At 42.0% G+C, this 24,938-nt stretch carries 24 protein-coding genes; 17 read left to right on the forward strand and 7 right to left on the reverse strand.

All coding sequences use genetic code 11. From position 1 onward, the window contains the following. Window positions 1-156: 156 nt before the first annotated feature. On the reverse strand, window positions 157-1,176 hold the full coding sequence (locus D0463_RS01605; protein ID WP_117304363.1) for a MerR family transcriptional regulator: 1,020 nt from the start codon (window positions 1,174-1,176) through the stop codon (window positions 157-159). Between the two features lie 338 nt (window positions 1,177-1,514). Between D0463_RS01605 and D0463_RS01610 the strand changes: the two genes are divergently transcribed. The 4 genes from D0463_RS01610 (at window position 1,515) to D0463_RS20195 (ending at window position 5,144) form a co-directional block, all read left to right on the forward strand. Then, window positions 1,515-2,477 carry a S8 family peptidase gene (locus D0463_RS01610; RefSeq protein WP_117304365.1) on the forward strand — a complete coding sequence of 321 codons (963 nt, stop codon included), beginning with the start codon at window positions 1,515-1,517 and terminating at the stop codon, window positions 2,475-2,477. Further along, window positions 2,474-3,283, forward strand: coding sequence for an endonuclease I family protein (locus D0463_RS01615; RefSeq protein WP_117304367.1), 810 nt, complete (start codon window positions 2,474-2,476; stop codon window positions 3,281-3,283). The genes D0463_RS01610 and D0463_RS01615 overlap by 4 nt, the downstream gene beginning before the upstream one ends. A gap of 225 nt (window positions 3,284-3,508) precedes the next feature. Next, window positions 3,509-4,765 (forward strand): L-lactate MFS transporter, encoded by a 1,257-nt coding sequence (locus tag D0463_RS01620; protein WP_117304369.1) that lies wholly within the window; start codon window positions 3,509-3,511, stop codon window positions 4,763-4,765. A 295-nt stretch (window positions 4,766-5,060) separates the two neighbouring features. Then, the gene (locus tag D0463_RS20195) at window positions 5,061-5,144 is read left to right on the forward strand and encodes a putative holin-like toxin (protein WP_367946560.1); all 84 of its coding nucleotides are present in this window, start codon (window positions 5,061-5,063) and stop codon (window positions 5,142-5,144) included. Window positions 5,145-5,336: 192 nt separating this feature from the next. On the opposite strand, the gene D0463_RS01625 is transcribed toward D0463_RS20195, so the two are convergent. Both D0463_RS01625 and D0463_RS01630 read right to left on the reverse strand, forming a co-directional pair. Further along, window positions 5,337-5,534 carry a YwbE family protein gene (locus D0463_RS01625; RefSeq protein WP_117304371.1) on the reverse strand — a complete coding sequence of 66 codons (198 nt, stop codon included), beginning with the start codon at window positions 5,532-5,534 and terminating at the stop codon, window positions 5,337-5,339. Continuing rightward, entirely contained in the window at window positions 5,534-5,737 is a 204-nt protein-coding gene (locus D0463_RS01630; protein WP_117304373.1) for a hypothetical protein, read from the reverse strand. Before D0463_RS01630 ends, D0463_RS01625 begins: the two co-directional genes overlap by 1 nt. 328 nt (window positions 5,738-6,065) lie before the next feature. On the opposite strand from D0463_RS01630, the gene D0463_RS01635 reads away from it, so the two are divergent. The 8 genes from D0463_RS01635 to D0463_RS01670 all read left to right on the forward strand — a co-directional run bounded on the left by D0463_RS01635 (window position 6,066) and on the right by D0463_RS01670 (window position 15,245). Next, window positions 6,066-7,592 carry an NCS1 family nucleobase:cation symporter-1 gene (locus D0463_RS01635; protein WP_117304375.1) on the forward strand — a complete coding sequence of 509 codons (1,527 nt, stop codon included), beginning with the start codon at window positions 6,066-6,068 and terminating at the stop codon, window positions 7,590-7,592. Between the two features lie 60 nt (window positions 7,593-7,652). Further along, window positions 7,653-8,906, forward strand: coding sequence for a M20 family metallo-hydrolase (locus D0463_RS01640; RefSeq protein ID WP_117304377.1), 1,254 nt, complete (start codon window positions 7,653-7,655; stop codon window positions 8,904-8,906). 232 nt (window positions 8,907-9,138) lie between these two features. Beyond that, complete coding sequence (locus tag D0463_RS01645; protein WP_117304379.1) at window positions 9,139-10,029, forward strand: nitrilase-related carbon-nitrogen hydrolase; 891 nt, start codon at window positions 9,139-9,141, stop codon at window positions 10,027-10,029. Window positions 10,030-10,071: 42 nt separating this feature from the next. Continuing rightward, window positions 10,072-11,439 carry an NAD(P)-dependent oxidoreductase gene (locus D0463_RS01650; RefSeq protein ID WP_254052686.1) on the forward strand — a complete coding sequence of 456 codons (1,368 nt, stop codon included), beginning with the start codon at window positions 10,072-10,074 and terminating at the stop codon, window positions 11,437-11,439. A 25-nt stretch (window positions 11,440-11,464) separates the two neighbouring features. Beyond that, window positions 11,465-12,742: an NAD-dependent dihydropyrimidine dehydrogenase subunit PreA gene (preA, locus tag D0463_RS01655; protein WP_117304381.1), complete on the forward strand. Its 1,278-nt coding sequence runs from the start codon at window positions 11,465-11,467 to the stop codon at window positions 12,740-12,742. Window positions 12,743-12,753: 11 nt separating this feature from the next. Next, a complete protein-coding gene (gene hydA / locus D0463_RS01660) occupies window positions 12,754-14,172 on the forward strand; it encodes a dihydropyrimidinase (RefSeq protein ID WP_117304383.1) in 1,419 nt (472 codons plus the stop codon). Between the two features lie 36 nt (window positions 14,173-14,208). Then, entirely contained in the window at window positions 14,209-14,424 is a 216-nt protein-coding gene (locus D0463_RS01665; protein ID WP_117304385.1) for a hypothetical protein, read from the forward strand. Between the two features lie 491 nt (window positions 14,425-14,915). Further along, window positions 14,916-15,245 carry a four-helix bundle copper-binding protein gene (locus D0463_RS01670; RefSeq protein WP_117304387.1) on the forward strand — a complete coding sequence of 110 codons (330 nt, stop codon included), beginning with the start codon at window positions 14,916-14,918 and terminating at the stop codon, window positions 15,243-15,245. Window positions 15,246-15,297: 52 nt separating this feature from the next. On the opposite strand, the gene D0463_RS01675 is transcribed toward D0463_RS01670, so the two are convergent. After that, window positions 15,298-15,918: an NAD(P)/FAD-dependent oxidoreductase gene (locus D0463_RS01675; protein ID WP_117304389.1), complete on the reverse strand. Its 621-nt coding sequence runs from the start codon at window positions 15,916-15,918 to the stop codon at window positions 15,298-15,300. A gap of 171 nt (window positions 15,919-16,089) precedes the next feature. Between D0463_RS01675 and D0463_RS01680 the strand changes: the two genes are divergently transcribed. Further along, on the forward strand, window positions 16,090-17,457 hold the full coding sequence (locus tag D0463_RS01680) for a sensor histidine kinase (RefSeq protein ID WP_254052687.1): 1,368 nt from the start codon (window positions 16,090-16,092) through the stop codon (window positions 17,455-17,457). A 2-nt stretch (window positions 17,458-17,459) separates the two neighbouring features. Beyond that, window positions 17,460-18,146, forward strand: a complete 687-nt coding sequence (locus D0463_RS01685; RefSeq protein WP_117304393.1) for a response regulator transcription factor — start codon at window positions 17,460-17,462, stop codon at window positions 18,144-18,146. A 167-nt stretch (window positions 18,147-18,313) separates the two neighbouring features. Here D0463_RS01685 and D0463_RS01690 read toward each other — a convergent pair whose 3' ends face one another. The 3 genes from D0463_RS01690 to D0463_RS01700 all read right to left on the reverse strand — a co-directional run bounded on the left by D0463_RS01690 (window position 18,314) and on the right by D0463_RS01700 (window position 20,267). Further along, the gene (locus tag D0463_RS01690) at window positions 18,314-18,514 is read right to left on the reverse strand and encodes a hypothetical protein (protein ID WP_117304395.1); all 201 of its coding nucleotides are present in this window, start codon (window positions 18,512-18,514) and stop codon (window positions 18,314-18,316) included. A gap of 16 nt (window positions 18,515-18,530) precedes the next feature. Continuing rightward, the gene (locus D0463_RS01695; RefSeq protein WP_117304397.1) at window positions 18,531-19,490 is read right to left on the reverse strand and encodes a hypothetical protein; all 960 of its coding nucleotides are present in this window, start codon (window positions 19,488-19,490) and stop codon (window positions 18,531-18,533) included. A gap of 186 nt (window positions 19,491-19,676) precedes the next feature. After that, window positions 19,677-20,267 (reverse strand): YdhK family protein, encoded by a 591-nt coding sequence (locus tag D0463_RS01700; RefSeq protein ID WP_117304399.1) that lies wholly within the window; start codon window positions 20,265-20,267, stop codon window positions 19,677-19,679. A gap of 396 nt (window positions 20,268-20,663) precedes the next feature. On the opposite strand from D0463_RS01700, the gene D0463_RS01705 reads away from it, so the two are divergent. The 3 genes from D0463_RS01705 (at window position 20,664) to D0463_RS01715 (ending at window position 24,932) form a co-directional block, all read left to right on the forward strand. Next, window positions 20,664-22,394, forward strand: coding sequence for a PucR family transcriptional regulator (locus tag D0463_RS01705; protein WP_367946557.1), 1,731 nt, complete (start codon window positions 20,664-20,666; stop codon window positions 22,392-22,394). Window positions 22,395-22,514: 120 nt separating this feature from the next. Then, a complete protein-coding gene (locus D0463_RS01710) occupies window positions 22,515-23,198 on the forward strand; it encodes a DUF421 domain-containing protein (RefSeq protein ID WP_117304401.1) in 684 nt (227 codons plus the stop codon). A 273-nt stretch (window positions 23,199-23,471) separates the two neighbouring features. Beyond that, window positions 23,472-24,932: a CoA-acylating methylmalonate-semialdehyde dehydrogenase gene (locus D0463_RS01715; RefSeq protein ID WP_117304403.1), complete on the forward strand. Its 1,461-nt coding sequence runs from the start codon at window positions 23,472-23,474 to the stop codon at window positions 24,930-24,932. Window positions 24,933-24,938: the final 6 nt, after the last annotated feature.

The following is a 24,938-nucleotide window of genomic DNA, read 5'->3' on the forward strand; positions in this document are numbered from 1 at the left end:
TTTCGAGGAGTCTCGCAGATTCCCTTCCCAAAAACAACATTATCGTTTAACAGAGCCAATTTTATAAAATGTCCAGCTACGCGGGATTTATTATCCAAACTAAAGATTTATAATCCAGACACAGATTCTTTTTTAACCTGAGGCTGATTCATGAACTTAACCCCAAATCTTCCACCATTTCTTTTTTTTCTTTGACGCGGCAGCTTCACGGAAGCTTGAGACCATGTCATGAAAAGCTTCTTCCCGATCCCGGATTACTTCGGTTAATTCTTTAATGTTTTGATTCATTGAATCTACAAAGTGTTCCTGATCTTTATGCAATGATTTGGTTACCGTCCTGATTTCTTTCTGTGTATCCTTTACATTCTGTGAAACTTTATTTAAGAGATTTTTATTGTCCTTTGTTGCGGTACTGGAGGCTGTAATCTGCTTAGATAGCTTTTCGAAAGTACCTTCTGAGGTTTTCGCAATCTTTTCGAAAGTATCTTCCGAAGATTTCGCAATGTTCCTAGATAAGGTTTCGAATGTTTCAGAAGTTAGTTCCGAAGCTTTCTCGATATTTTCTGAAATACTTTCGAATGATTCGTAAGTAAGCTCTGAAGCCTGGGAAATTGCATGAGTAAGTTCCTCAATTTCAGCTTTTCTCTTTTCATTTGTCCTTTGAATGGACCTTGAGATGCCTTGGACAGTTTGCAAGTTTGCCTGAGAGATTTCATTCTTTAATTCCTCAATCATTTCATTCCGGCTAGCCTGAATCACATTCTTTATTTCATTCACCATGTTCTGTTTATATGTTTCCATAGCCGTATATAATTCTTCTAAATTTTGGGTTTGTGCTGGTGCATTTACATTCTCTGTCGTCACAATTGCGTTATCGGCAGCGCTCGGAGAGGAGGCTTTGAGTGATTCGGAAGGAGCTTCCGAATCACTCTGTAAATGCTTGTTCATCAGTTTTCGAATCATATCTTTGCTAAGATTGTTAGCCCGCATTTCCTTAATTTTTTCGAGCAAGATGATTTCCTTCTCGGTATAAAATCTTGCACCCTGCTTCGAACGGGGAATGTTTAGAAGTCCCTGTAGATCTTTTTCCCACTGCCTGATTGTTCCGGTTGGGGTATTAATTTTCTTTGATACATCCTTAATTGAATAGGCTCGTTGTATTTGGCTGTTCGTCATTTTTGACAGTCCTTTCTGTATACATTTTTTTAAAATCAATGCCGTTGATGTGTATATTCTGCAGAGGATTTGTCTTTTTCCTGCCACATGACAAAAGCTATCAAAAGAAGAAGCATTTCCTCAAAACAATATAAAAACCTGCAAAATACATTTAAAAAATTTGCATAATAGGAACACTTGTTCTATAATTTGATTAAATGGAGTATACTTAGGACAATCAAGAGTTGTTTTTCGTCGAAAATGCTCCAAACGTATCTGTTGTTGAACATTCTGAATTGTTACACTATTAACAGCATCAGGATTTTGCTTCGATTTTAATTCTGTAAGGGGGAATCCAAATGGAACGAAAAATGCGATTAATTCCGTATCAGGTGGTTGAAGAAGTCCAAGAGGTCTCCGAAGTCCCGCGGGGTATAGACTTGATTCAGGCTCCCAAGGTCTGGGAGAAGACGAAAGGGAAGGGAATTACGATTGCGATTTTGGATACTGGCTGCGAGATTACCCATCCGGATTTGAAAGACCGGATCATCGGAGGACGGAATTTCACCGGTGACGATCAAGGAAATGACGATATTTATCTGGATTACAATGGTCATGGTACTCATGTTGCCGGTACGATTGCCGCTGTGCAAAACAGCTCCGGAGTTGTCGGTGTTGCTCCTGAAGCCAATTTATTAATACTAAAAGTACTCGATAAAAACGGTTCAGGACAATATGACTGGATCATCGATGGCATCAATTATGCAGTTGAGCAAAAGGCTGATATCATCTCAATGAGCCTAGGCGGTCCAGAGGATGTACCCGAATTACATGAAGCGATCATAAATGCCATTAATAATAAAATTCTTGTTGTATGTGCCGCTGGTAATGAGGGGGACGGACGTGATTCAACAGATGAACTTGGCTATCCTGGCTGCTATAACGAGGTGATTAGTGTCGGGGCCATAGATTTGGAACGCCGGTCTTCCGATTTTACTAACTCTCATAATGAAATCGATTTAGTAGCACCGGGTGAGGAGATTCTCTCAACCTACCTAAATGGAAAATATGCCAAGCTGAGTGGAACTTCCATGGCCACACCGCATGTGTCCGGGGCATTGGCACTGATTAAAGACATAGCGAACAAAGGTTTCGACCGTAGTCTCACTGTGCCGGAACTGTACGCTCAATTGATAAAGCGGACCATTCCGCTAGGCAATTCGCCGCAGCTTGAAGGAAATGGTTTATTATACTTAACGACAGTTGACTATTTATCGGAAGTGTTTACTCCAAAATTAGCAGCTCAAGTGTTGAAAATATGATGGAGAGGCTCGAATTTTTAACAAAAGAACTGGAAACGGCAAAGGCGGATTTTCTGGAAATTCGTGAAAACCGACTCTATTATGATGAACAGTCCGATAAGGACATCATAAGCAAGTATTACCAGAATATTTCATTCACAGAAAGTAATCTTGCGGACAGCATTCATGATTTAGTAGAACAAACACATGCGTATAAGTTGAGTTACACACCGTACCGCTATTTGTACCCATGGGTTGACCTGCAGGAAAATGGCACATTAAAGAGCATATATTCCGGTAAGGGAATGGAGCCTATAGCCGCGATTGAGCATGATATCAGGCTCTATGAAATTCAGGCCAAGGGATTGATCAACTCCTTTTCGGGAGAAAATCTATTAAATTGTGAGCATGTCGTACCTCAGTCCTGGTTCGATAGAAAAGAGCCAATGAGAGGCGATTTGCATCATTTATTCGCCTGTGAACCGAGCTGTAACAGCAGTCGCAGTAATTTCCCGTACTACGATTTTTCTGATTATGTACCTGAGGCGCGAATATCAGGCATTAAGGATGGGTGCGGAAAGGCCGTGGAAGATAAGTTTGAACCGGAATACGGAAAAGGCATTGTGGCCAGGGCCACACTCTATTTCCTGGTTCGATATAGAGATGTAATTCGCAAGGAATTGGTAAACATTCCGCTTTTACTCGGGTGGCATCATAAATTCCCGGTATCCTTATACGAGAAGCATCGTAACCATGCAATCTATGAAATGCAGGGAAACCGTAATCCATTTATTGATTTTCCGGAAAAGGCAGAGAATATGATTTGAATTAGGTAGATGAAGGGAACCATCCAATTTGGGATGGTCCCTTCATCCATTTATTGGTTTATAAAATGATAGTTTGGGATATAGAAAAGATTGTGATCATCTGTTTTTCTGAAATGATTTATTGCTGGTAGTACGGCACGCGTTCCTGCTGGTAGCTAACCGTCAATCTTCAGAGGTCGAAGAAGGAGCTTGACGGTTTTACGATTTCAAAGAGGAGTTGAAGAAATGGGAAAAACGAAGAATAGATGGCTTATTGCAGCTTCTGCGGTGGGAATTCATCTTTCAATTGGATCCGTTTACGCATGGAGTGTTTTTACGAAGCCGCTCGCAAATGAATTTGACTGGGACTTAACGGATATCAGTCTCACCTTTAGTCTGGCCATTCTATTTCTAGGACTGTCTGCCGCTTTTTTAGGACATTTTGTTGAAAAATACGGGCCCAGAAAAGCGGGAATATTGGCTGCTGTTTTTTTCGGGGTCGGAATGATCGGATCGGGATTGGCGATAAATATGGAGTCCTTGCTATTATTGTATTTTTTTTATGGAGTGTTAGGCGGCATTGGCCTAGGAGTAGGTTATATCGCCCCAGTATCAACACTTGTTAAATGGTTCCCGGATCGGAGAGGGCTTGCGACAGGTTTAGCGATCATGGGTTTTGGTTTTGCGGCACTTATTAGTTCGCCTATTATGCAAAATCTGATTGAATCCGTGGGTATTGCCAATACATTCTTCATTCTCGGAACCGCTTACTTCATTATCATGATCGCTTCTTCGTTATACTTAGAACCTCCGGCGAAAGGGTGGGTGCCGGCAGGATTTGAGGAGAAGGTTAAGAACGGGGATGCCGTTCTGAATCAAGACCTGTCTCAATTAACCGCCAATGAGGCGGTAAAAACAAAAAGGTTTTACTACCTTTGGATCATGCTTTTCATTAATGTTACTTGCGGAATTGCCATCATTTCCGCCGCCTCGCCGTTGGCACAGGAAAGCATCGGTTTAAGTCCGGTCGCCGCTGCAGCACTTGTCGGTGTTTTGGGCGCATTCAATGGTCTTGGAAGAATCGGCTGGGCATCGGTTTCCGATTATCTCGGAAGGCCGAACACGTATACAACTTTTTTCGTTTTGCAAATTATCGCATTCCCGTTGCTGACTGTCATAGATAACCCGCTATTATTCCAAATAATCCTGGCGATTATTTATACATGCTACGGGGGAGGCTTTGCTTCGATTCCGGCCTATATAGGGGACTTATTCGGAACAAAACAGCTTGGGGCTATTCACGGATACATTTTAACCGCATGGGCAGCGGCGGGTCTTATCGGTCCGATGTTCGCCTCCTGGATAAGGGAAGCAACCGGAAGCTATTCACAAAGTCTTATGGTTTTCACCGGACTATTTGTCGCAGCTTTAATCGTTTCCTTGCTCATCAGACTTGATATAAAAAAAATCAGGGCGACTCAGGTAAAAGCAAAAGCAAGCTAAAATTAGGTTAGGCGCCAGAAGCATCCAAAAAACGGATCGCAGCTGGCGCTTTTTTAGGAACCCAGACGTTTTTTGTATTCATTGTTTTGTGGTTGAGTTTTATACTTGGAATCATATCACTTCGAATCTTTGAACCACTTACTCAGGTTGTTAGAGTTGCAAAAAAGGATAACTAAAATATTTTTATTCTTCTTGGATATTTACTTGACTAAGCGGGTGCATGATATAATGGAGGAGCAATAGAATAGGTTTTCTCAGAGGTGGTCGGTACCGTCCCGAAAGGGGGTGGTGCTGTATGACAGTTTTTGAGGCGTTGATGCTTGTATGTGCTTTTGCAAGCTTAGTCGTTGCTGTACTGTCATTTAACCAAAAAAAATAATCCACCTTTGAGTTAACAGGCTCCGGTGGATTATTTCTGCTTGTTGCCGATCCCCTTTGCAGGGAACTTTCTGTTGTAAGGCCGTTTGGTGTAACCAGCACCAGCGGTCTTTTTTTAATATATGCATTTTTATAATTTTATTATACCCGACATTTTAGAATATGCAAACAAGCTATGATCGGTGCTTGGCATTTATTTGGTCTTTATCTCCTGTACTCTGCCTACCTGGCCATCCGTAAGCCTAACTTTTATGCCATGGGGGTGGAAGCTGGAGTTGGTCAAAATATCTTTGACGACTCCACTTGTTAGCTTTCCGCTTCTTTGATCCGCTTTTAGGACAATATCAACGGCAATTCCCGGGAGAATGTCTTTTCGATTTTGTCCGTTCATTATACACCTGTCCTTCTTCGTCGATTATTTACTTTTTTGGTTTGCTGGCTTTTCATTTTCTTCGTTGTTTGTGAAGAATTTGAGTTTGATTGACCATCCGAAGACTGGCTTTTTTTACTTTCGAGTTGCTTTTGGATCGCTTCTTGCAGACTCATTTTCTTTTTCGGTGCTTCCGCTTTATCCGGATTGTTGGATTCAGTCATAGGGTATTCCTCCAGTTCTTGTATAGTGATATGTACAGTGTAATCTATTGTACCGGACCTTACAAATTATGTGGTGCATGGCACTAAGACAAAACATAAAAAAAGTCATAGTTATAATTTTACACTTTGTTCAATGATTGGGTTTGTATAATATATATAATAATATATAAGGCTAGTATTCATAGCATTAAGATAAAATCAATCAATCCGAATACAGACTCACTTAAATTTTTCGGAATATTCCGAAAAATATCCTACAGCAGTCAGTGGCTAATTTATCAAATCATCAAAGCTGGACTTACAAGATCATTTAAAAAGGGGGGTTTTAATGAAAACGCAAATTGAACAGAATGGGATTGTTACCCTGACAGAAGAAGTGGCGCAAAATTTGAGTGACAGTGAGTTATGGAATGATGATCTGCGCCCAACCACACTTAAAGAACATTCATGGAAAGGTATAAACTTCGCTACTTTATGGATCGGAATGTGCTTATGTATCCCGGCGTATACGATGGCCAGTGGTTTGATCACATTGGGAATGAACTGGTGGCAGGCGGTTGGAACGATATTTCTTGGCAATGCGATCGTGCTTGTCCCGATTTTATTAAACTCACATGCCGGAACAAAGTTCGGAATCCCGTATCCTGTCTTTGCACGGCTTTGGTTCGGGGATAAAGGGGCGCATATTCCGGCGCTCGCCCGGGCAATTGTTGCGGCTGGATGGTTCGGGATCAATACCTGGATCGGGACGGGTGCTATCGATACTTTGTTGGTGGCTACTTTTCCTGCCTGGGGCGATTTAGCCGGACATACGGCAATCATTTTTGCCTTGTTTTGGGCCTTGAATGTTGGAGTGGCTTATAAAGGTCCGCAGAGTATGAAGGTGCTTGGTTCAATCGCTGCTCCTGTAGTCGGCGTCTCGGCCATCATTCTCCTTTTCTGGGCATTTACGAACGCTGGCGGTTGGGGACCTATTTTGGAGCAACCCTCAAAATTCAGCACAACCGGTGAGTTTTTAAAGGTATTTTTCCCGGCCTTAACAGGGGTCATCGCTTTCTGGGCTACACTTGCGTTGAATATCCCAGATTTTTGCCGATATGCTAAAAGCCAAAAAGCACAAATGGTTGCCCAAAGCTTTTCACTGCCAATCACAATGAGCATCTTTGCTTTCATTGGGATAGCCGTTACATCTTCGACGATCGTCATCTTCGGCCAGGCGATTTGGGATCCGGTCCAGCTAATAGCCAATTTCCCTCCATTTGTTATCTTTTTAGGAACGATTGTAATAGTCCTGTCTTCCCTAACGATCAACGTTGGCGCGAACATTGTGGCTCCAGCCCGAGCGGTCGAGAATTTAAACCCGAAGCGAATCACGTTTGCACTTGGCGCGCTTATTACCGGGATCGCGGCGATCTTAATGCAGCCTTGGTACATCATGTCCAATTTCGGCAACTATATTTTTGGCTGGCTCGGAGCTTATGCAGCCTTGCTCGGCCCGATTGATGGCATCGCAATCGCTGACTATTGGCTTGTGCGCAAAAGGCAAATGTCCCTTAAAGAGCTGTATGAACCTAACGGAAGATACAATTACAGCAGCGGGGTTAATAAAAACGGAGTCTATGCTCTTTTGATAGGCGTAGCAATCCCTGTCCTCGGCTTATTGATTCCAAGTCTTAGATTCCTCTGGGATAATGCCTGGACTTTCGGATTGTTTATTTCGATTATTGCCTACACCTATTTAATGAAGGGTGATAAAAGTATTTTAAAACCGGGAGAGTACGAGAAAATTACTATAATAGACAACCAGACGCAAGATGCACACCCCAATCCGATCGATGCGGCACTCACAAAATAATAGGTCTGAGCAGTATTTTCTCAGGATTTTTTTAGATAAAAATCGGAAAGTGGTGAATTTATGATCAAAACAACTTCGATTGATCCAAAAAGATTACAGGAACGCATTCATCAATTAGCTTTAATCGGCAAAATCGGTGATACAGGGGTATGCCGTTTGGCTTTATCGAAGGAAGATCGCGAAGCGGTTGAAGTGGTAAAGGGATGGATGGAGGAAGCGGGAATGGCAACCCGCATTGATAATTTTGGGAACTTAATCGGAAGATTGGAAGGACAAAATCCGGAAAAGCCAATTTTAATGCTTGGTTCTCATATTGATTCACAGCCATACGGAGGACGCTTTGACGGAGCAATAGGGGTTTTAGGAGCCATTGAAGTCGTTCAGTCACTTACTGAAAAAATGATCATTCCCGATAGCCCGATTGAGGTGGTAGCCTTTTGTGATGAGGAAGGCTGCCGGTTCAATAAAGGAATCTTCGGCGTGCGCGGAATTTGGGGAGACCTTGAACCCGGTGAATTGGATAGAGCGGATAAAGACGGGATGACGAGGAAACAAGCGCTGGTTGACTTTGGCTGCGATATTACGAAATTTGAAGAATCACAATATAAGAGAGAAAGCATAGCCGCATTTTTGGAAATGCATATTGAACAAGGTCCGGTGCTGGATACATTAAACGAACCAATCGGGATTGTAACAGGCATTTCAGGCCCTCTCTGGCTTACCGTTGAACTGATCGGTTTTGCCGGACATGCGGGAAGCGTTCCGATGGCGATGCGCCAGGATGCCTTATTGGGTTCGGCAAAAATTATTGTTGCCTTAAATGAAATTGCCACGCAAGATCCGGGCAGCCCCACGGTAGCAACGGTAGGAAATATAGAAGTATTTCCAAACTCGCGCAACATCATTCCGGAGAAGGTTACATTTACAGTTGATTTAAGGGATATCGAACTGGAACGGCGAAATCAGTATGAAAGGGAAGTGCGAACAGCGATCGATACGATAGCAAAAGCACATGGTCTTACGTATACGATTTCAGAGGACACCAATACAGAGCCCCGGTATTGTGCCGACTGGATAAAAAATATTATTCGGGAAGCCAGCGAAAAAATGGGCTACAAACCGACTGAATTAATGAGCGGACCGTTTCATGATTCATTGGTGATGTCGAATTACTGTGATTATGGAATGATTTTTGTCCGCTGTAAAGACGGCATTAGCCATAACCCGCTTGAATATTCCAAGGACGAGGACATCGCAATAGGCACGGAGCTGTTATATCAAACAGCACTAGGCATCCTAACTCGGAAAAATTAAATGGATATGACAGCAAGAAAGTGAGCTCTGTTCCTGCATGAACTCACTTTTTGTGCATAGAAATATTGGACGGGCTTTTCATTAAAAAACTTTTTACACAATGTATGATACAGGCCAGTCAATACTTACAGTTTGTGTAATGCTTCTGTAAGGCAAGTCATAATAAAATAAATCAAACAACGTAAATTCCTGTATTTTATATAGGCCACATGGTTTAGGGAGGGGTTATGTAATGTCAGACAAAGTAAAGATTGGCCTTATTCAAGCGGCAAATGATGTGCATGGTGATGAACCGGTAGAAGTACACAAGCAGAAAGCGATTGAAAAGCACATAAAGCTAGTCAGGGAAGCCAAAGAAAAATCAGCGCAAATTATTTGTCTGCAGGAAATTTTCTATGGCCCTTATTTCTGTGCCGAACAAACTCCAAAATGGTATGACGCTGCCGAAGAAATACCGAATGGCCCAACTGTAAAACTATTTCAGGAGTTAGCAAAAGAATTACAAGTCGTTATTATTCTGCCAATCTACGAACGGGAAGGAATCGCGACTTATTACAATACGGCCGCCGTCATTGACGCGGATGGGTCTTATCTAGGGAAGTACCGAAAAAATCATATACCCCATGTGCAAGCCGGTGACCAGGGCTATGGTTTTTGGGAAAAGTATTACTTTAAACCCGGTAATCTTGGGTATCAAGTTTTTGAAACGGCTTATGCGAATGTTGGAGTCTATATTTGCTATGATCGCCATTTTCCAGAAGGAGCACGATTGCTCGGGTTAAAGGGTGCTGAAATCGTGTTTAATCCATCCGCAACAGTGGCAGGCACCTCCGAGTATTTGTGGAAGCTGGAGCAGCCGGCCCACGCTGTAGCCAATGGCTATTATATCGCTGCGATTAATCGGGTTGGTGTCGAAGCGCCGTGGAATATGGGTGAATTTTACGGGCAATCTTATCTCGCTGATCCGCGGGGCAACTTTGTCGCAATGGCCAGCCGTGATAAGGACGAGGTGATTGTCGGGGAAATGGATAAGAAACTGATTCGCGAAGTAAGGGATGTCTGGCAGTTTTACCGTGACCGCAGACCTGAAACCTATCAAGAAATGACCTCTCTACTTCCTTAAGGTTTAGAATGAACAATTTGAACTGGAAAGGAGAAATGTTGATTGAGTAAAATAGAAAGAATTTCGCTGCAAAACCTGGAAGGGAATTTTGAAGAAATCGAGCCAGGCTTATCGAATCGCCAGGCAATCGAAGAAGCAAACCGCTGTCTATACTGCTACGATGCTCCCTGCATTAAGGCCTGTCCTACTGATATCGATATCCCCACTTTTATAAAAAAAATTGCCTCAGGTAATTTAAAAGGTTCCGCGAAAACGATTATGACAGCCAATCCAATTGGAGCAAGCTGTGCAAGAGTTTGTCCGACAGAGGAATTATGTGAAGGAGCTTGTGTGTTAAATCATTCTACAACACCAATTATGATTGGTAATCTTCAGCGTTACGCTACTGACTGGGCGATTCAAAACCAGCAAGTTTTGTTCAAGGCAGGAAGTAAGAACGGCAAATCAGTCGCGGTTGTTGGAGGCGGACCTGCTGGCTTGTCCGCGGCCCGGGAACTGGCTCTGATCGGCTATACGGTCACCGTCTTTGAAGCGGAAGAGAAGGCGGGCGGGTTAAATACGTACGGAATTGTTTCTTTCCGCCTGCCGCAAGCGATTTCCTTTTGGGAAGTGGAACAGGTGAAAAGCCTTGACGTAGAAATACGGACGAACACAAGAATCGGCCAAGATATTCAGGCTCAGGAACTACTTGAAACGTATGACGCAGTAGTATTGGCGATCGGGATGTCAGATGTCCCGCAGCTTGGCATCGAAGGCGAAGATCTGCCAAGTGTTTTTGACGCGATTCAGTTTGTTAAAGCAACCAAAACAGGTGAACTTTCAAAGGAAATCATCGGAAAGCGAGTCGCTGTCATCGGGGCCGGCAATACAGCGATCGATGCCGCGACCTGTTCGGTTCGTCTCGGAGCGGAGAATGTGAAAATCCTATACCGGAGAACAATTGAGGAAATGACAGCCTATGAATTTGAATATGAATTTGCCAAACAAGACAATGTCGAGTTTCATTGGTTAACTGCGCCGAACCGGATCATCGCTGATGAAGGGGGAAAGGTTACGGGAATCGAGTGCAAGCGAATGGTATTAAGCGAGCCTGGTGAAGATGGTCGCCGCAGGCCTCTGCCAGTCGAAGGTTCAGAATTCATTATTGCTGTGGATGCGGTTATTCGGGCAATTGGACAATCGAGATATGTCCAGTTAATCGAAGAGTTCGGCATCGAGCATGCTGATGGGGTCGTTAAAATTGCATCGAAATCATTCCAAACATCGAAAGAACAAGTTTATGCCTGCGGAGATGTTATTTTCGGCAAGGGCCAGGGAGAAGCGATGGTCGTTTCTGCTGCCCAGCAGGGGAAGATGGTAGCGCTTGAGGTTCATAGAAAGCTAGGCAGTGAGATTAGTGCAACCGCATAATAAATAGATATTGGGAGGTAGGACGATGGCTGATTTGCATATTAATCTTGCGGGAATTAAGTCTCCAAACCCTTTCTGGCTTGCCTCTGCCCCACCGACGAATTCCGGCTATCAAGTGCAAAGGGCATTTGAAGCAGGTTGGGGAGGAGCCGTCTGGAAGACATTGGGCGACCCCATATTAAATGTCTCTTCCCGGTTTGGGGCTATCCATTTTAATGGCCAGAGAGTAGCTGGCTTCAACAATATTGAATTGATTACCGACCGGCCGCTTGAGGTGAATTTGAAAGAAATTTATGAAACGAAAAAGAGATTTCCGGACCGCGCGATCATTGCATCGTTAATGGTCGAGCCGAAGCAGGAAAAGTGGCATGAAATTGTAAAGCGTGTGGAGGATGTCGGAGTAGACGGCCTTGAGCTCAATTTCGGATGTCCGCACGGAATGGCGGAAAGGGGAATGGGGTCTGCTTCCGGACAGGTGCCGGAATTGGTGGAGAAACAAACATCTTGGACGAAGGAAGCAGCGACCACGCCGGTAATCGTGAAATTAACGCCAAATATAACAGACATCACCGTTACAGCAGAAGCTGCGGTCCAGGGCGGTGCGGATGCGGTAAGCATGATCAACACGATCAACAGCCTGGCGGGCGTCGATATCCATACATGGAATACGATTCCGCATGTTGCCGGGAAAGGAGCACATGGTGGCTATTGCGGGCCGGCCGTGAAGCCGATTGCTTTAAATATGGTCGCTGAGTGTGCGAGAAATCCGTTAGTGAATGTGCCGATTTCAGGCATAGGCGGCATCTCGAACTGGCAGGATGCCGTTGAATATTTACTGATGGGCGCAACAGGTGTCCAGATTTGCACGGCCGCTATGCACCATGGCTTTCGCATCGTAGAAGATATGATCGAAGGCTTATCTAACTATTTAGACGAAAAAGGCCTCTCTTCTGTCATGGATCTCGTTGGGAAGTCCGTTGCGAGATACTCCGACTGGGGTGAACTTGATTTAAACTATAAATCCGTTGCCAGGATCAACAATGATGTCTGCATTAACTGTAACAAATGCCATATCGCCTGTGAGGATACGTCGCATCAATGCATCGATATGCTCCAGGATACTAACGGACCTTTTTTACGAGTTCGTGAAGAGGACTGTGTTGGCTGCAATTTATGTTCCATTGTCTGTCCTGTCGAAGGTGCTATTGATATGGTCGAATTGAAAAATGAACTGCCGCCGATGACCTGGAACGAGCGTCAGTCAGTCCTTGGGTCACTTGGTGAAAGGGATCTGGTCAAATAGGGAGGAATTTGATGAAGAAACTAATCAAAAACGGTACAATTGTGACCGCTGCTGATACATATGCAGCAGACATATTAATAGAAAATGAGAAAATTACTGCGATTGGAAAAAACCTGAACGCGGACGGTGCTGAAATGATTGATGCAGCCGGTGCCTACGTATTTCCGGGCGGAATTGACCCGCATACCCATCTTGAAATGCCATTCGGCGGAACTGTGACGAAGGATGACTTTGAAACCGGTACAATAGCAGCCGCTTTTGGCGGAACTACGACAGTGATTGATTTCTGCTTAACCGATAAAGGTAAGCCATTAAAGAATGCGATTCAAACCTGGCATAATAAATCAAAGGATAAGGCAGTAATCGACTACGGCTTCCATCTGATGATTTCCGAAATGAACGAGCAGGTTTTACAAGAGATTCCTAGTGTGATAGAAGAGGAAGGCATTTCATCTTTTAAAGTATTCATGGCCTATAAACATGTATTTCAGGCAGATGATGAAACCCTATTCCGGACGTTGATTACCTCCAAAGAACATGGCGCCCTCGTCATGGTCCATGCCGAAAACGGGGATGTCATTGATTATTTAACGAAAAAAGCATTGGAAGAAGGAAACACAGAACCGATCTATCATGCATTAACACGGCCTCCTGAAATTGAAGGAGAAGCGACGGGGAGAGCGGCACAACTGGCTGGTCTCGCTAATTCTCAACTCTATGTCGTCCATGTATCCTGCCAGGACGCGGTTGAAAGAATCATAGAAGCGAGAAATAAAGGGTTTGATATTTGGGGTGAAACCTGTCCGCAATATCTGGTGCTTGACCAATCCTATTTAGAAAAGCCGAACTTCGAAGGTGCGAAATACGTCTGGTCGCCTCCGCTCCGAGAAAAACGGCATCAGGAAGTACTTTGGAATGCGTTGAAAAACGGCCAGCTGCAAACAATCGGCTCGGACCAATGTTCTTTTGACTTTAAAGGACAAAAGGATCTTGGAAAGGATGACTTCACCAAAATTCCAAACGGCGGACCTATTATCGAAGACCGCATGAGTATTTTATTTTCGGAAGGCGTCAAAAAGGGCCGCATTTCGCTAAATCAATTCGTCGACATCACCTCAACCAGATCGGCGAAGTTGTTCGGTTTATTCCCGCAAAAAGGGACAATAGCGATAGGCTCGGATGCGGACATTGTCATCTTCGATCCAGCAATAGAAAGAACGATTTCGGCAGAGACGCACCATATGGCCGTCGATTACAATGCCTTTGAAGGAATGAAGGTCACCGGTGAGCCTGTTTCCGTTTTATCGAAAGGTAAATTTGTTATCCGTGAAAAGCAGTTTGTCGGTGAACCAGGCAGCGGACAATTCCTGAAGCGCGCTAAATATGGCAGTGCAGAAACGCTTGGAAAAAAAGAAGAATTGTCCGTATAAATGCATTATTAGAGAATATTCGGATGGGGGATGTCCATGTCAGAGTATCAGGAGTACCGGGCGGAAAGGGAAAAAATCGACTTTTTGATCAATCAAGGCTATCAAATCGAGCATGTCACCGAAAACCTTAGCGGCGCCTTTGTTGATTTCAGATCAGTAAAGGCAAATGATTTCAAGCAGCTTCATATCAAAACAGCGGATGCGCGAAAATACTTTTCTGTTATGCTCTTAAAATCAAAGACGGGCAGTTAGATAGGTGTTTCCGGTCAACTTAGTCGTGAATTAACTTTTTCTTAAATGAAAAGTCTCACGTTGGAAAATTGTTACATAACACATTTTAAGCGTGGCCTGTTTTTTGAGGAAAAGATTTTTAGAACAACTCAATGTGACTAAATTTTATTAGTGAAGATTGTAAACCTTTTTTTATATATCCAAATCAATATGTTATAAATTCCAAAGAGAAAGGCCAACTGAGGGCCTTTCGATGCTCAGAAGTGAAAGAAAAGACTCAACTTGCGATCATGAAAAATGGAACCAATCAATCGAATTCTGGTACTATCAAAATAAAGTTCTTTTATAGGTTTGATGACAATTCCATAGAGTCTGTATGAGGAGCGATGCTAATCGGGCAATGCTCTTTTTTTTACATAAATGTGCAGATTCTTAGGAGTTTTAAATATCCTGTTATTTTAAATTTTGAGTGGGTAGAATGAAATTGAACCTAATTTCAGAGGAGGATGTATATGACCCAGCAACAATATGAGGAATGTATTAAAGCATGCTTAGAATGTATGGATGCTTGTAACACCTGTTTTGAAGCTTGCTTGGGAGAAGCTCATGTACAAGCGATGGTGGAGTGCATTCGGTTGGATCGAGAATGCGCGGATATGTGTAGCTTTGCAGCTAAAGCTATGCAAACGAATAGTCCATTTGCCAAACAAATCTGTGCTCTATGTGCAGACATCTGTGAAGCATGCGGGAACGAATGCAAGAAGCACGACCACGATCACTGCCAAAAATGTGCAGAGTCATGCTTTAGATGTGCGGAAATGTGCCGCAAAATGGTAGCCTAATTTCATGAGAAAACACGCTGAAAATTAACAACAGCGTGTTTTCTTTTTGCTGTTATGCAAATAAGATTTCTTTATCGACCCTCTTTAAAAACTTAAAAAATGGTTCCCGCTTTTTGCCTATTTGGGAATATACGTCGATCATATTTTCAACTGCTGCATATAATTCTTCAGGAGTCAGGTTTTCCAATAATAACGTTCCTACTTCTGCATCTTTTCCTTTCGCTTTCCCGCCTGCATATAAGTTATAATGCTCCCTTATTTTCATTACCCCGATATCACTTAACATCGGCTCACCGCAGCCAACGGGACATCCCGTATATGCAACCTTGAGAGTGAATGGAACAGGTATGCCCGCAATTCTGCGATTTAACTCTTTAGCAACTGGCATCCCTTCCTCTTCTTCCCCTTTACAAAAATTACAGGTCCTCAGGCTTTTTACGTAGTTTCCAACAGGATAACACTGAAGCCCTACCCGGGTGAATTCATCGATGATTTCGAATTGTTGTGCTTCAGGGATTTCAATATATATTTGCTGAAAAGTAGTTAATTCCAGTTCCTCATCTTCGTTCATATATTTAGCGATTGTCAGTAATTGTTTCGAGTTTAGCCTTGAGCCGAAACCTATCCCACCATTGATTGCTATCTTCATTTTTTTTATATCTTCGTTCGTCATTCAATTTCTCTCCCTTGCATCCATATGTGACTTCAGATTATGGTTATCTAAGATAAAATATATCTTAAAAATATAATAATTTACTAGTAATCTGCTGTTTTAAGAGAAACTGCATACTTTCTCCACAAATATTCGTTACACTTATATCGTTAAACAAGAAGGTGACTCATTTTGAAAATATCACTGAAATTAGGATTATGGATTTTTATTTGCATTTTACTAATCGAGTCCATTTCCATGATTTTTTTGCACAGTAATGTGGTTCAATCCCGAATTAACGAGGAATTAGAATCTCTAAAGGCAAGAGGGAATAGTCACCGTGACGTCATGGAAATCTCTTTTGATTCTGCCACCCTTCATCATATTGGTTTAATGGAATCTCACACCGATACGGATGTAGTGATTACAAATTCAACTGGAAAAGTCCTCTTAACATCTGAAGCGGTCAATAATGGGATGAAAAAGATACTAAACAAACCCATCTCTCATGTACCAAGGAAAGGTCGTATCATTCAATCCGACTGGAAGAAGGAAAGGTATATAGCAACCGTTACACCGTTTAAAACAAATGGAAGGAATACGGGCTATGTCTATATGTTTAAGAACACAGAAAACGTGGAAGCTTTTGTTTCGCAATTAAACAGGCATTTTTTGTTGGCATCCATTCTCATTATGTTCTTTATGTTCATCACAATATTCCTTTTATCAAAAGCTCTGACAAGACCGCTCATTCTTATGAAGGAAGCAACCACTAAATTAAGCAACGGGGATTTTTCAGTATCTGTTCCTGTTCGGTCGAATGATGAATTAGGTGAACTTGCCCAATCAATTCAGACATTAGCTAATGAATTAAATTATGTGAAACAGCAACGAAATGAATTTCTTGCCAGTATTTCTCACGAACTTCGTACTCCATTAACCTATATCCAAGGCTATGCCAATATTGCTAAGAGAACGGATTTGGGGGTTCAAGGACGGACACAATACCTGGACATCATACATGAAGAGTCCGAACGACTAAATAGGTTACTTGAGGAATTATTCGATCTTGCAAGAATGGATCAAAACACTTTTACCATTACTAAGAAAAGAGTTCACCTTTACCCATTCCTACATTCTGCTTATGAAAAAGTATTACCTGCATTTAAAAATAAAGGGATACAATTGAGACTAGATTGTGACAATGACTTATTCATTGATTTGGACCCTGCCCGTTTTGAACAAGTTCTTCTAAATATACTGGACAACGCGCTAAAATATTCGAAGGAAGGTACGGTTACCACTATCCAAGCTTTTACAAAGGATGGGAACGTTCAAATTGCCATAAGTGATCAGGGAATGGGCATTCCACATGATGACATACCGTATGTATTTGACCGCTTATACCGCGTGGAAAAATCACGTTCTAGAGAAACTGGAGGGTATGGTTTGGGACTTGCCATCGCAAAGCAGTTAGTGGAAGTTCACGGAGGTACCATTTCCGTTGAAAGCAGTGTTGGACAGGGGACACGTTTTAGGATTACGTTTAAGGAGAACTAAAAATGAAGACAGTGCTGTTAGTTGATGACGAAAAGAGAATGCTAGATTTGTTACAGTTATATATATCACCCCATGGCTACCAGTGTATTAAAAAGAATTCAGGATTTGATGCCCTTACGTTCTTGAGAAAGGAACAGGTTGACTTAGTCATCCTAGATGTAATGATGCCTAAAATGGATGGTTGGGAAACATGTGAAAAAATCCGCCAATTCTCTAACGTTCCTATTATCATGTTAACCGCTCGGAACGCAGATGAAGAAATGGTGAAGGGTTTAAAAAAAGGGGCAGACGATTATGTGACTAAGCCCTTTAACGAAGAAGTGTTACTTGCAAGGATGGAAGCAGTAATTCGTCGAACCAATACCATCCTGAAAGACTGTTTTTCATTTAATGGATTAACCTTGGATGAATCTGCTTATGAAGCCTATTATCAAAATGAGCTGATTTCCTTTACACCAAAGGAGTTCTCCATCTTGGGTCTATTTTTAAAATCCCCTAACAAAGTGTTCTCTAGAGATTATTTACTTTCGACCCTATGGAGTTTTAAAACAGAAACGGAGGATCGAACAATCGATTCCCATATCAGAAACATCAGGGAAAAACTTCGACACGTTGGGTTTCCGGTGGAGCATCATTTGAAAACCGTTTGGGGACTTGGCTATAAATGGACTATTGAAGAGGAACAATGAAGTTGGGTTGTTACTTACACAAATATGCCACTTGGAAAAATTTAAAGTATATTACAGTGATTGCACATTAAAGAGCATCGAATATCGATGCTCTTTAATCATTTATACACTACCAGCTTAAGAAACCTCTTATAAGGAGTAACCTACTCCTATTTAGATGGCATTTGTCAGCCACCTTCAATACAAGTAACACTTGAACTACCCACATTAGTATTTAATTCCATTAGCAGGGTAGGAAGAATATCCTGTTGTACCAGTACCTCTAATGTCTTTTCAGAAATCGGAACATTGTATGTATTTAGAATTTCAATTGTGTTCTCCCAAACTTCGACGATAGCTTTTGAAGACATATTTGGTTGAATAACCATTCACTGAAACCTCCTATCATATAATCATTTTACCATTCAGTATGGTAGTTAAAAGAAAAAGCCTAATTTTCTTTTTACTTTTTTTCATCTCGAACTTTTTAAATGCCAGCACTGCACCAAAGAAAAATACGGAGGCTACTAGTGCTGCTATCGGCAGCATCCGCACCACACTGGCAGGGAAGACAAACGGGAGTAATGGGAATGCGTACACAGCTGGGATACGGATTCCTGCAACCCGTAGCAGAATAAGCATCAAAATCATATCCAACAGCAAGACCAGCATCCAAGAATCAATAGCAAAATATAACAACGTTCCAACAGTAGCGGATACTGTCAATACAAGCACTTGTTTCATTGCCATCTTTTTATTATACATCGGTTTTTGAAGCGATTCATAAACCACTACAACAATTGGCGGGATTACTGACAGTTGCGGATAATCAAAGACCCAACATAGACCAATCCAAATGAAGTGTAAGGCTAAGAACACCAGCATGTACTTGTATTGGATCGCTACTTTTTTCTCCAGCCCTTTATTTAACTTAAACAAGAGGACTCCAAGCATTAAGATAAGGGTAAAAATAAAAACGGAAATAATAAAAGACCAATGATTGGCGTTGATCACTAAAGGCAATAAGCCTGTTGCGAGAGAAGCGGCTAAATTTGATTGAATGATACGCAAAAAGAGCATCATCAATACCAATGTGAGGACAACCTTCCCTATATAATGGATGGGCAATTGATTAACAAAAAAACCGATTGCGGCCGTGATAGTGGGAGCAATAAAAACCTTGGATGGCTTTCTGATCCATCCTGCTTCTCGGTACACCCACATGGCAATCGCCATTGCCGCGATTTCCGGCAAAATAATTTCGGGATCTTCCAGCACCATCGACATCCCAACCATCGTAAATATCAACAAAAAGGCTATTATATATGAGATAAACGTTACATTTTTTAATACAGGTGAATCCATATTATCATTCCTTTGCTATAATAATTGACATTATGATTTCATAAAAAGATTTAACTAGTTCCTCTATTGAGACGATGATATTCCAGAATTTTTAGTTTGCCCTTGTTCATATCACCGAATTCACTACTTTCTTGAGATAATCTAAAGAAGGACATCTGAAATGATGCCCTTCCTTTCTTACCGTTTTTAATTACCAGAATGCTCTCCGCCATTACCTTCTTGTGCTGAAAGTTCGCTTCCTGTGACCCATTTGTGGTTTTTCAATTTTTCTCCACCTGTTGTTGGCGTGTAATCAATCATATAAACAGTCGTTTGTTCAGCTGAATCAATAGTAGCTTTTGCACCATTCATACCTTCCATATGGTCTGCCTCAAGGGTGACTTCATCTCCTGCTTCATAAGGTTTATCACCAGCATCTTTCAATTCCTCGTGAATAACCCATTTATGATTAGTCACTTTTTCTCCTCCAGTTGTTGGAGTGTAAGTTACAGCATAGGCTGTCGTATCATAAGCACCAACAATTTCAGCTTCAGCACCATTCATACCTTCCATATGGTCAGTTTCTAAAATTGCCGTACTTCCAACTGTATAGGTTGGATTCGTTGCTTCCTTCAACCCTTTAGGAGCTTCTAATGAACTGGAATGATTCATCTCTGAATGGTTGTTGCCAGGATCGTTATTTTCTTGTTTGGTTTCATTACCTCCATCTGAACAAGCAGCTAATCCTAATGCCGTTATTAAAGACATAAGAAAAAGTGTAACCTTTTTACCTTTCATTAATATCTCCTCCTATAATGTGAATAATTAAATCCTACTACAGTAATTTGCAGAAATTATGCATTTATACTTGTAATCTCCAACAGCAAGCCTCTTAATGAAAATGGCTGTCGATTCGGCTTATAGTTAACTCGTTGTAGCCTCAGGAGCATTGAAGGCAAATGATATAGAGCTGAGTGCCATTGCTGCACGAGCTTAATATGGTGCAAGTAGTCCCATTGTGGCAATCGATATGCTTAAGACGTTCAGGAGCCTGTTCCCAATTAGTTTTTCATGGAACAACGGGGAATCAGTAAAAAAGAAACCTAATTAGTAAATTCACTAAACAGGTTTAGTTCACGACTGAGTTGCCCCAGGACAATAGGCGAAACAGAAAGAGACAAGAGGCAGAAAATCTTGTCTTTTTTTGATGTAAGAAACTCTTCCAAAGATATAGAGCTTCTTATGTCTATGCCTTATAATGAAACTGTTACATATAACCGTCAGACGAAGCGGGGTGGCTGGATGAAATCCTTTATGACAATTGAAGAAATCCTAAGGCGGAAATATTTCGATAAAAGCGAACTCGCAGCAGGAGCGGAGGGGGCGGGTCGTCTCGTAAAGTGGGTACATGTCGTTGAATCCGCACAAATTACCCATTTGTTAAATGGAAACGAATTGATTCTTACCACTGGATTAAGCTGGAGGGATGACGAAGCCCTTGTACTCCCCTTTTTAACGCAATTGATTGAAGCAGGCGCAGCCGGCCTTTGTATCGAAATAGGAACCCATATCTCAAACCTTCCACAAGAAGCACTCCAGATCGCAAATGATCATAAATTTCCCATCATTCTTTTCCATGAAGAAGTGCCATTTGTTGATATAACCCACGATTTACATTCCATGATCATTAATAAACAATACCTGCTTATTTCCAACATCGAAAACTATTCACAGCAACTCAATAAGAAACTTCTCGACGTCGATGATTACGAACAAATCCTAAAATTCATGCAAAGCTATTTAGATTTACAAGTACTGGCGATTTTTAATGATAACAGGCTAAAGGCCGTACCGAATGTCAGGGAACACGCTTTAGCGGAGCTTGTTGAAAAGGTCAATAAAGCAAACACCTCCATGAATCCTTCCATTTTAAAACAACAGATTACAATCCTTGGGGAAAAATATGCCGAACTAGTGATTTATTCAGCACAACGCGAATTAAATGAGTTTGATTTAATCATTTTAGATCGCACGGCCACCGCTCTTGCCCAGCATTTTTTGCGGGAGTTATATGTGGAAGAGAAAAAAGAAGCGGAAGAGAGCAAATGGATCAGGAGCTGGCTTGATGGCCAGTATAGCGACGAAGTGATCCGCAATCAGCTTTCGTATACTCATCCCCGGTTGAAATTGAATGGAGGCGCTGTGTGCATATGTACGCTGCAGCCACATTCCGGAAAGAGCGCTGCGGTGGATCGAACCTATTTTAAACTATTGTTTCGGACAGTATTTGAACAGTCCGGATTTCAATTGTTCTCCACAGAAATGAACCATCATCTCATTTTTATTTTGGGAGATAAACGATCCCCGGAAAATTGGAAAGAACGAATGAATGATGCCTTCCTTCGAATTAACAATTCTGAAAGAAACGGCAAGAAGCGGGTGTGGGGGATAACGATTGGCGTTGGCCAATACTTTTTAGAATTGGAGCACATGCATAAAAGCTATAAAACAGCAAAAGAGGCGTTAGTCTTGCAAGACTCGTTAACAGCAGAAAATAAGAGCTATTTCTATCAAGATCTCCATATGCACAGGATAGTATCTCTGATCAAGGAATATAGCAACCTCGAAGAAACCGTCAATGAGTATTTGGAACCTGTCATCGAATACGATAAAAAGTATAACGGTGAATTGATGGTCACCCTAAAAACCTATTTAACCTGTAACGGATCAAAGCAGGAAACCTCCAAAAAGCTATTTATCGTCAGGCAAACTCTATATCACCGGTTGGAGAAACTGGAAAAGCTGCTGGGAAAAGACTTTATGAAGTCTGAAAGGCGTCTCGCGATAGAGTTTATGATGTTTGCGTATGATTATTTAAAAAGCGCGAATAAGAATTATCCATTACGATATGAAATCGAGCAATGATTGTTGAAGAAGTATTCCACCTGGAAAGCTTCTTTTTTTATGGCCTTTTTGATTGTATGAATAGACTTCCATTCGACCATAATGTGAACAAATCATATTTTTATAGAGAGGAAAATCAGAATGGATGAGATCAGCATCGGGTTACTGTCAATCAAGATAATTATTGGATTTATTACGTTGTTTTTCATTATTAACATGACTGGCAGAACCTCAATTTATCAATTGACCCCGTTTCATTTCGTTTTTGTGTTGCTGCTGGGTGATTTTTTAGGCGATACGATTTATGAAGATCGAATTAGCGTTTTTTATTTTTTATATGCAGTCGGTTTGTGGACGCTTCTTATGCTGGGTGTAGAGTTTTTGACATTAAAAACAAAATCGATACGTTCTAAGTTAGAAGGAAATCCTTCGATTATCATTCGGGATGGAATCATTGACCGCAATATGCTGAAAAAGAGCAAGCTGGATATCAATCAGGTATCCAGTTTGCTGCGGCAAAATAATGTATTTTCAGTGCGTGAGGTGAAGTATGGCATTCTGGAACCAAATGGTCAAATAAGTACATTGTTGCAATCCAAGTATCAGAAACCGGACAAGCAGGATCTGCATATTCCGGAAACTCAGGTGGATCTTCCCACTTCTCTAATCATTGACGGTGAAATTTTATGGGACAATTTAAAAGAGCGCGGTTTTGACCAAAAATGGTTGGATCATCAATTAACGGCTAACGGATATGATAATGCAAAGAGTATTTTTTTCGCTGATTGGGAAATCAGCGAGGGGATTCATATAAGTCCCAAATAGGGATTATAAAAAAATCTCCTGACAATCACCTGCGTAAAGAAGATTCCCCCTTTTTCACCGGCCTCCTTTGGCGAGCCTAATTATGTAATTACTTCATCTAAATGAAAATTCACCCTCATACATTTTGTAGTCTCTAGATAGATGGCCGACTTACAATTTGTCGGGAAATCAGAACGATTTCTATACATTATGTCTAATGAACCCTCCACCTGATCCTTATATAATGAGGACAATATCAGGCAGAATATTCTGACCCTATGGAGGTTTTGGTTAATGGCTATTACTGAACCAGCTATAAAAATAGTAAAAAATTTCGTGGGCGGGAGTTGGGTTGATTCCTCCAGCGAGAAATATGAAGCTGTCCCGAATCCGGCCACAGGTGAACTATTGGCACGAGTTCCGCTTTCGACCCGTGAGGATTTAGAGCATGCCGTAGCTGTTGCAAAGGAAGCGTTTCAAACATGGAAGAAAGTAGCTGTTCCGCAGAGGGCGCGAATATTGTTCCGCTATCATCAGCTTTTGACAGAACACTGGGAAGAGCTTGCGAAGCTGGTTACCCAGGAGAATGGAAAAAGCTATGAAGAAGCATATGGAGAAGTGTTGCGCGGAATAGAATGTGTAGAATTTGCCTCTGGCATTCCGACATTGATGCAAGGATATCAGCTTCCTGATATTGCAAGTGGAATCGAATCGGGGATGTATCGGTATCCGATCGGGGTAATCGGCGGGATTACACCGTTTAACTTTCCAATGATGGTACCGTGCTGGATGTTTCCGTTAGCGATTGCCTGCGGAAATACGTTTGTTTTAAAACCATCCGAGCGGACACCGTTACTCGCAAACCGGTTGGCAGAGCTGCTGAAGGAAGCCGGTTTGCCTAATGGGGTTCTAAATATAGTCCACGGTGCACATGATGTAGTGAATGGATTATTGACCCACGATGATGTGAAAGCTATCTCCTTTGTCGGTTCCCAGCCGGTTGCCGAATATATATATAAAACGGCTGCTGCTAATGGTAAGCGTGTTCAGGCGCTGGCCGGAGCGAAAAACCATTCGATCGTTTTACCTGACGCGGATTTGGAAAATACCGTTCGCAATATTACGATGGCTGCTTTTGGTTCTGCAGGGGAACGCTGTATGGCCGCTTCTGTTGTGGTTGCAGTGGGCGAGATTGCGGATCAGCTCGTCAGAAAGCTAACACAAGCAGCTGACAAAATCATTATCGGTAATGGCTTGGACAAAGATGTATTCCTTGGACCGGTCATTCGCGAATCCCATAAAGAACGGACACTGAAATATATCGAATCGGGAAAAGAACAGGGAGCGAGATTGGTCAGGGATGGACGAAACGATAAGGTCGAGGATAAAGGATATTTTCTCGGTCCTACCATTTTTGACGGCGTGAAAACGAGCATGAAGATTTGGAGTGATGAAATTTTTGCCCCCGTTTTATCAGTCGTGCGGGTTGAAAGCCTTGACGAAGCGATTGAACTTACCAATCAGTCAGAATTTGCGAATGGTGCCTGTCTCTATACCGATAGCGCGAAAGCCATCCGTCAATTCCGTGATGAAATTGATGCAGGGATGCTTGGTGTCAATTTAGGAGTTCCGGCACCAATGGCATTCTTCCCGTTCTCAGGATACAAGAAATCGTTCTATGGTGACCTTCACGCCAATGGCAAAGACGGCGTCGAGTTTTATACACGGAAAAAAATGCTTACTGCTCGGTATTAAATTTCA

Source organism: Bacillus sp. V59.32b, from assembly GCF_003429085.1.
GTDB lineage: Bacteria > Bacillota > Bacilli > Bacillales > DSM-1321 > Peribacillus.